The organism is Mycobacterium sp. 1274761.0 (assembly GCF_001668615.1).
In the GTDB taxonomy this organism is placed as follows: domain Bacteria; phylum Actinomycetota; class Actinomycetes; order Mycobacteriales; family Mycobacteriaceae; genus Mycobacterium.
Window position 1 is genome coordinate 202,091 of the sequence record NZ_LZMC01000057.1, and the last position, 6,906, is coordinate 208,996.

7 protein-coding genes are annotated in these 6,906 nt (G+C 66.4%); 5 read left to right on the forward strand and 2 right to left on the reverse strand.

Annotation, left to right across the window (positions count from 1 at the left end; translation table 11 throughout):
- Positions 1–10 precede the first annotated feature (10 nt).
- A complete protein-coding gene (locus tag A5651_RS11585; RefSeq protein ID WP_066979925.1) occupies positions 11–1,009 on the reverse strand; it encodes an acyl-ACP desaturase in 999 nt (332 codons plus the stop codon).
- A gap of 296 nt (positions 1,010–1,305) precedes the next feature.
- Between A5651_RS11585 and A5651_RS11590 the strand changes: the two genes are divergently transcribed.
- Complete coding sequence (locus A5651_RS11590; RefSeq protein WP_156662840.1) at positions 1,306–1,776, forward strand: hypothetical protein; 471 nt, start codon at positions 1,306–1,308, stop codon at positions 1,774–1,776.
- An 18-nt stretch (positions 1,777–1,794) separates the two neighbouring features.
- On the opposite strand, the gene A5651_RS11595 is transcribed toward A5651_RS11590, so the two are convergent.
- A complete protein-coding gene (locus A5651_RS11595) occupies positions 1,795–2,388 on the reverse strand; it encodes a TetR/AcrR family transcriptional regulator (protein WP_066979931.1) in 594 nt (197 codons plus the stop codon).
- 69 nt (positions 2,389–2,457) lie between these two features.
- Between A5651_RS11595 and A5651_RS11600 the strand changes: the two genes are divergently transcribed.
- The 4 genes from A5651_RS11600 to A5651_RS11615 are packed head-to-tail and all read left to right on the forward strand — an operon-like array spanning position 2,458 to position 6,906.
- Positions 2,458–3,465, forward strand: a complete 1,008-nt coding sequence (locus tag A5651_RS11600; RefSeq protein WP_066979934.1) for an oxygenase MpaB family protein — start codon at positions 2,458–2,460, stop codon at positions 3,463–3,465.
- Between the two features lie 54 nt (positions 3,466–3,519).
- The gene (locus A5651_RS11605; RefSeq protein WP_066979936.1) at positions 3,520–4,386 is read left to right on the forward strand and encodes an SPFH domain-containing protein; all 867 of its coding nucleotides are present in this window, start codon (positions 3,520–3,522) and stop codon (positions 4,384–4,386) included.
- Between the two features lie 23 nt (positions 4,387–4,409).
- Positions 4,410–5,564 carry a serine/threonine-protein kinase gene (locus A5651_RS11610; protein ID WP_082943709.1) on the forward strand — a complete coding sequence of 385 codons (1,155 nt, stop codon included), beginning with the start codon at positions 4,410–4,412 and terminating at the stop codon, positions 5,562–5,564.
- Positions 5,565–5,607: 43 nt separating this feature from the next.
- Complete coding sequence (locus A5651_RS11615; protein WP_066979939.1) at positions 5,608–6,906, forward strand: HNH endonuclease signature motif containing protein; 1,299 nt, start codon at positions 5,608–5,610, stop codon at positions 6,904–6,906.

Here is a 6,906-nt window from a genome sequence, read left to right on the forward strand (position 1 = left end):
CGGGATTCGGTCAGGACGCTGATGACGCCAGAACCTTCTTCGATTCCAGTCGCTCGGCCTTCTTCGCCTCGCGCTCGAGACGCTTCTGCTTGGCGACCTCGAATTTCTCGCAGGCCTCCTCGAGCTCCTCGACGAGCACGCCGAGATCGTCCCGCATTCGGGCGGCCTCACCGGTGAAGTCCTCGCGTTCGAAGATGCGCCACTTCTTGAGCACCGGCATCACGACGTCGTCGAGGTGGATGCGCGGGTCATACACTCCGCCGACGGCGATGATCACGGCCTTGCGCCGGAACTCCGGAACGGTGAACCCGGGCATCTTGAAATTGCGCAACACGCGGTGCAGCGAGTGCATGGCCTGATCCGGCGCGATTTCGAAGCCTGCCTCGCTGACATCGCGGTAGAAGATCATGTGCAGGTTCTCGTCGGCCGAAACGCGTTGCAGCAGTTGGTCGGCGATGGTTTCCTCGCACGCCTTGCCGGTGTTGCGGTGCGAGACGCGGGTGGCCAGCTCCTGGAACGTCACGTAGATGACCGAGTCGAACAGGCTCTCGGCGAACAGGTCGCCCTGCTGGTTCTGGCCCGGGCTGAAGCCGCGGGTCACCTGCTCGAGACGCAGGGTCTCCAGCGCGACGGGATCGACGGCGCGCGTGACGACCAGGTAGTCGCGCAGCGCGATGCCGTGCCGGTTTTCCTCCGCGGTCCAGCGGTTCACCCACTGGCCCCACGCGCCGTCCATGCCGAAGTTCATCGCGATCTCGCGGTGATAGGACGGCAGGTTGTCCTCGGTGAGAAGGTTCTGCACCATCGCCGTCTGGGCGACCTCGGACAGCTGCGACTGACCGGGCTCCCAGTCCTGGCCGCCGAGCGCGTAGTAGTTCTTGCCGTCCGACCACGGGATGTAGTCGTGCGGGTTCCAGTCCTTGCGCATCGAGAGATGCCGGTTGAGATTCTTCTCAACGACAGGCTCGAGTTCGTGCAGCAGATGCAGGTCGGTCAGGTTCTCGTGCATCAGCCCTGCGTCCTCCTAGCGGGTGGACCCTCCGTCGATACTCAGACGGGGTCCTCGGGTTTATCTGTACCTCTTGGTTGCAGTGAATATATCTGTGTAACCCGGTGACATCAAGTTCCGTGGACCGTGTTGCGGCGTCGGATCGGTCACGATTTCCGACGCGCTCACCTCGGGTACCCAGATCGGCCGCGGCTGCCGTCTTGGTCGCGGGATTGGCTGGTCAGAGGTATGGTCTGCGCAGGCAGACAACGGCGCCTAGGTTCCTCGCAACGTAGGCCTCAGACATAGGTGGGCACGTGAAGAAGATCATCATTTCGGCCGGCGTCGGCGCCACAGGCCTTGCCATCGGCGCGCTGGGATTGTCGGGCGCGGGCATCGCCTCCGCCGCTCCGGACGTGGTGGGAATGACCTACGGTGACGCCGTTTCGAAGATCGAAGAGGGCGGCGGCACGGCGAAGATCGCCGTCACCGTGGGCGATCGCCAGGACGCGATGGGTGACTGTCTGGTCACCAATGCCGCCGATGCACCGTTTGTCCGCGACCTCGTGGGCTCGTTCGGGCATGCCGACAACGAGGTGCTGTTGACGCTGAACTGCAACCGTGGAGCCGCGACGGCGACGACGCCGGGAGCGTCGGCGGCCAGCCCGGAGGGTCGCGCGTTCACGGCCAAGGCCGAAGAGGCGGCCGCGGCCCAACAGAGCCAGCAAGAAGAGCTCGCGCAGGCCGGCGAAACGCCGGGCGCCACGGAGAACATCCCCGCCGGCTAGTTCTCGCCTCTTGAGGCGTCAGGACGTCGACACCCGGTTGAGAACCATATCGACGCAATGGTCGATGAACTGTTCGCGGGTGGCTGTCAGCCTGCCATCCAGATAGGCGATGAACAGCGCCGTCAGCGCGCCCAACAACCCCGTGGCCGCCATGGCCTGCTTGGCAGGTTCGGTGATCTCGGTGATGCGGGTGACCTTGCGTTGCAGCAACTCGATGAAACTGGGCATCCAGCTCGCCCCAGACCTGGTCAACACCGGTTCGACCGTCGGCGCGAGCAGCAGCACCCTACCGCGGGTCGGGTCGTCGACCATCAGGGCGACGAACCGTTCGACGGCGTCATGGGCACTGGTGGATGACGCAAGCGTGGTCATCGCCTTCGCGCATACGTCGTCGTAGACGGCGCGAACAAACTCGTCCCTGTCGGCAAAACTTTCGTAGAAGTAGCGTTCGGTGAGCCCGGTCGCCCTGCACACCGCGCGCACGGTCAGCGCTGGCCCACCCTCGCCGCCGAGCAATTCGACGCCCGCTGCGATCAGCTCGTCGCGACGCAGCGCCTGACGGTCCTCGAGCGGAACGCCGGACCATCGGCCTCGTCGTTGACCCTCAGGCACATCACTCCTAGACTCGCGGTGACAACGCACGTAGTCAAAACGACTCCAACGCCGATCGGAAGCACACCAGTGACCCAAGATACGTCTGAGGCATGCCCGGCGACCAGGGAAACGACACCGGTTGCCGCAGGATGCCCGGTGTCGGGCGGCGGCTATGACGCGGTGCCGGCGCCGTTGGGCCCGGACTCGCTGACGTGGAGATACTTCGGTCAGTGGACCGGCCTGCTTCAGGGCACCTGGGCCGGGTCGATGCAGAACATGCACCCGCAACTCGGCGCAGCGGTGAAAGACCACTCGATCTTCTTCATGGAGCGGATCCCCCGGCTGCTTCGGTCGGTCTATCCCATCGGCGGCGTCGTCTTCGACGGCGATCGCGCACCCAAGACCGGCGCAGAGGTCCGCGACTACCACATCGGCATCAAGGGGGTCGACGAGCAGGGCCGCCGCTACAGCGCACTGAACCCCGACGTCTTCTACTGGGCCCACGCCACGTTCTTCAAGTCGACCCTGCTGGCCGCCGAGAAGTTCGGCGGCGGCCTGACCGACGAACAGCGCCGACAGCTGTTCGACGAACACATCACGTGGTACCGGATGTACGGAATGAGCATGCGTCCGGTGCCGAAGTCCTGGGAGGAATTCCAGAAGTACTGGGATCACATGTGCCGCAACGTGTTGGAGAACAACTGGGCGGCCCGCGAGGTGATGGACCTGTCGACCATGCCGAAACACCCGTCGCTGGAATGGGTGCCGGATCCGCTGTGGCGACTGAATCTGAAAGTCATGCAACGCTTCCTGACATTCATGACCGTTGCCCTCTACGACCCGCCGGTTAGGGAGCTGATGGGCTACACCTGGTCGCCTCGCCAGGAGTGGTTGCATCGGCGGTTCTGTGAGGTCGTCACCCTCGCCACCAAGGTGCTGCCCAAACGCATGCTGATGCATCCGCGCAAGCGCAGCGCCTATGACCGTGCGACCGGCCGACTGCCCGTCGACGCGCCGCTCGTCGAGACGCCGGCGCGCAATCTGCCGCCCGTCGAGCATCGGGGAAACCCGATGCATTACTGCCCGGCTGTGTAAGCCGGGTAGCCGGTATCGACCGACTAAACCCGTTATCCCCGATACCATTTGCCGATGCCATGGCAATTGATTGTCGCGTTGCTGTTTCACATCGTCTCTGTCGTAGCCCTGCTTGTCCGGGCCACCTCGAGCAGCGCACCCGGTAAGGCGCGCGCGTTGCGAGTTGCGGCCATCGCCGGTGGCCTCACCGTCATCATGTTGATTCTCGGCTCGACCACCATCGTGTCGACCCGCAACATCGGCGTGGTCACGACGTTCGGCCGGCCGAGCGGCACGCTGTCGAACGGCCTTCACCTCAAGGCGCCGTGGCAGAACGTCACCGAGATGAACGGCACCATCCAGATCGACAACCACGCCGGGGAGTCGGCAACCACTGTGCGGCTCGGCAACAACTCCACCGCCAATGTCGACAACAGCGTGCGGTGGCGCATTCAGCCCGCTGCCGCCGACGAATTGTTCCTCGACTACCGGGAATTCGACAATGTCCGGGACAACCTGGTCACCCGTGAGCTCAGGGCGGCGCTCAACGAGGTGTTCGCGGATTTCGATCCGCTGGCTCCGGAGAACGCCGAGGGCGCCAACGTTCAGGCCCTCGGCGACAAGGTCGCTGCCAAGCTCCGCGCCAAGGTCGGCGACCAGGTCGAGATACTCAATGTGATTGTCCCGCTCGTGAATTACGACGAGGCGACGCAGAGCCGGATCAACGCGCTCAACGTCGAGAAAGCGAACACCCGCGTAGCCGAACAGCGGGCCAAGACCGCGGCGGCCGAGGCGAGGGCCAACGAGATCCTGGCCGCGTCGGTGTCGGACAACCCGAACGTGTTGGTGAGCAAGTGTCTGGACAACGCGCGGGAGGGCAAGATCAGCCCGCTTGGCTGCTGGCCGGGCACGTCGGCGGTGCCCACGGTTCCCGCCCGCTGATCGGGTCGCGCTAGCGTAGGGGTGTGCGAGCGCCAGAGATTCTCGGCGGCCGCTACGAATTGCGGGGGATTCTTGGCCGCGGCGGCATGGCCGAGGTTCGCGACGGGTGGGACCGGCGATTGGATCGGCCCGTCGCGGTCAAACTTCTGCATCCCGCCTTCAGCGTGCAGCCCGACAGCCGGGCGCGGTTCGAGTCGGAGGCCCGGGCCGCCGCGGGGTTGAACCACCCGCACATCGTGGCGGTACACGACAGCGGCGAGCATGACGGAACGCCCTACATCGTGATGGAAAGGCTGTCGGGCCGAACGCTGGCCGACGAGTTGATGCGGGGACCGATGCCGCAGGCGCGGGTTCGCGCCCTCCTCGACGATGTGCTCTCGGCGCTGGCCGCTGCGCATGCGGCGGGCATCCTGCACCGGGACGTTAAGCCGGGCAACGTGTTGCTGACCGCGTCGGGCGACGTGAAGGTTGCCGACTTCGGCATCGCCAAGAGCGCCGAGTCACCCGCGACGATGACCGGGCAGGTCGTCGGAACGATGGCCTATCTCAGCGCCGACCGGGTGGCGGGCCGTCCCGCGACCGTCGCCGACGATCTCTACGCGGTCGGGGTCATCGGCTACGAGGCACTGACGGGTCACAAACCGTTCCCGCAGGACAACCTGGTGGCGTTGGCGCGGGCCATCGCCGACGACACCCCACCGCCGCTGTCGATGGTGCGCCCGGACGTCGACCCCGCGTTGGTGTCGGTGATCGAACGGGCGATGGCTCGGGACCCGCAGTGGCGCTTTCCCTCTGCTGATGCCATGCGCGCCGCGTTATTCGCTGTGCCGCACCCTATTTCAGGCCGCCCGCCGACCATGGTGATGGCCGAGCCGTTGCCGCCGCCGGCCACCGTGGCCGTCGCACCGGTGACGGCGCCCAATCGCAACCGCAGGATCTTGTTCGCCGCCGCCGGCTTGTTCGCAATCGCGCTGGCCGCCGTGCTGATTCTCTTCGAGACGACGTCGCCGTCGTCCACACCGAAGCCGGCGACCACCAACACGTCGTTGCCTACCACGCCAACGTCGTCTGCTCTGCCGCCGCCGACATCCGAGCCACCCCCGCCACCGCCGCCGGAGCAAGTCGAGCCGGCAGGGCCGCCCGGCAAGAAAAAGGGCCACGGCAAAAAAGGCGACTAGTTCTGCTGCCGTCTTGTCGGTGGGTTGTGGCAGTATCGAATGTATGTTCGATGTCGAGGGCGCGGTGACGGTGCGCCCGTGTGATCGTTTGGAGGTGTTGTTCGAGGAGTTGTCGCAGTTGTGCGGTCAGCGCAACGCGATCGATGGCCGCATTGTGGAGATCGTCGCCGAGATCGACCGCGACGGGTTGTGGAGCATCACCGGGACGCGGTCGGTGGCGGCGCTGGTGGCCTGGAAGCTGGGCGCCTCGACGGCCAACGCCACCACCATCGCCACCCTGGCGCAGCGCTGTGAGGAGTTCCCCCAGTGTGTGGCGGGGTTGCGCGAGGGCCGGTTGTCGCTGGATCAGGTCGGGGTGATCGCCGCGCGCGCCGGTGCAGGCTCGGATGAGCACTACGCACAGCTGGCCAGCGTGGCCACGGTCAACCAGCTGCGCACCGCGCTGAAGCTGGAATCACCGCCGGCACCCCCACCCGCCACGCCGCACGACACCACCGACGACGACGACGATGAGGACGCGGACGAGGCGCCGGAGCCGGTGGTGGAGGCGGCGCGCTCGATCAGCACGACCAGCGATGAGGTGTCCACCACGTGGCGCATCACCCTGCCCCATCCGGAGGCGGCGACGTTCGACGCGGCGCTGGGGTCACATCTGGACGCGTTGATCACCGAGTGGAACCACGACCACGACACCGGTGCCTCCACGAACGCGCCGCCGCGGCCCTCGACGGTGGATGCGTTGCTGCGGCTGATCGAGACCGGCTGGGACGCCGAGGTGGTGCGGCGCCCGCACGCCCACCGCACCACCGTGGTGGTGCACCTCGACGTCAACGACCGCATCGGCGCGCTGCATCGGGGCCCGCTGCTCTCTGATGCCGACCGCCGCTACCTGAGCTGTGATGCCACCTGCGAAGTCTGGTTCCAACGAAACGGCCAACCGATCGGAGCGGGCCGCTCCACGCGGGTGATCAACCGCCGGCTGCGCCGCGCACTGGAGTACCGCTATCCCACGTGTGCGGTGCCCGGCTGCGGGGCCACCCGCGGGCTGCACGCCCATCACATCCGGCACTGGGAAGACGGCGGGGCCACCGAGCTGGACAACCTGGTGCTGCTGTGTCCCTATCACCACCGGCTACACCACCGCGGCGGCATCACCATCACCGGACCCGCCGACCACCTCGTCGTCACCGACGCCACCGGCGCGGTGATGACCAACAGCACACTGGCCCGCCCACCCACCACACCCCCACCCGAGGTGCCGCCCTATGCCGGACCTCTCGGCGAACGCGCCGACTGGTGGTGGTACGACCCCTACCAACCCCCACCACCCCCCCCCAACTAG

Excerpts from the sequence above, each read along its gene's own strand:
- A5651_RS11615 (WP_066979939.1), top strand. The coding sequence starts at position 5,608 with ATGTTCGATGTCGAGGGCGCGGTGACGGTGCGCCCGTGTGATCGTTTG.
- A5651_RS11605 (WP_066979936.1), top strand. The coding sequence starts at position 3,520 with ATGCCATGGCAATTGATTGTCGCGTTGCTGTTTCACATCGTCTCTGTC.
- A5651_RS11585 (WP_066979925.1), bottom strand. The coding sequence starts at position 1,009 with ATGCACGAGAACCTGACCGACCTGCATCTGCTGCACGAACTCGAGCCT.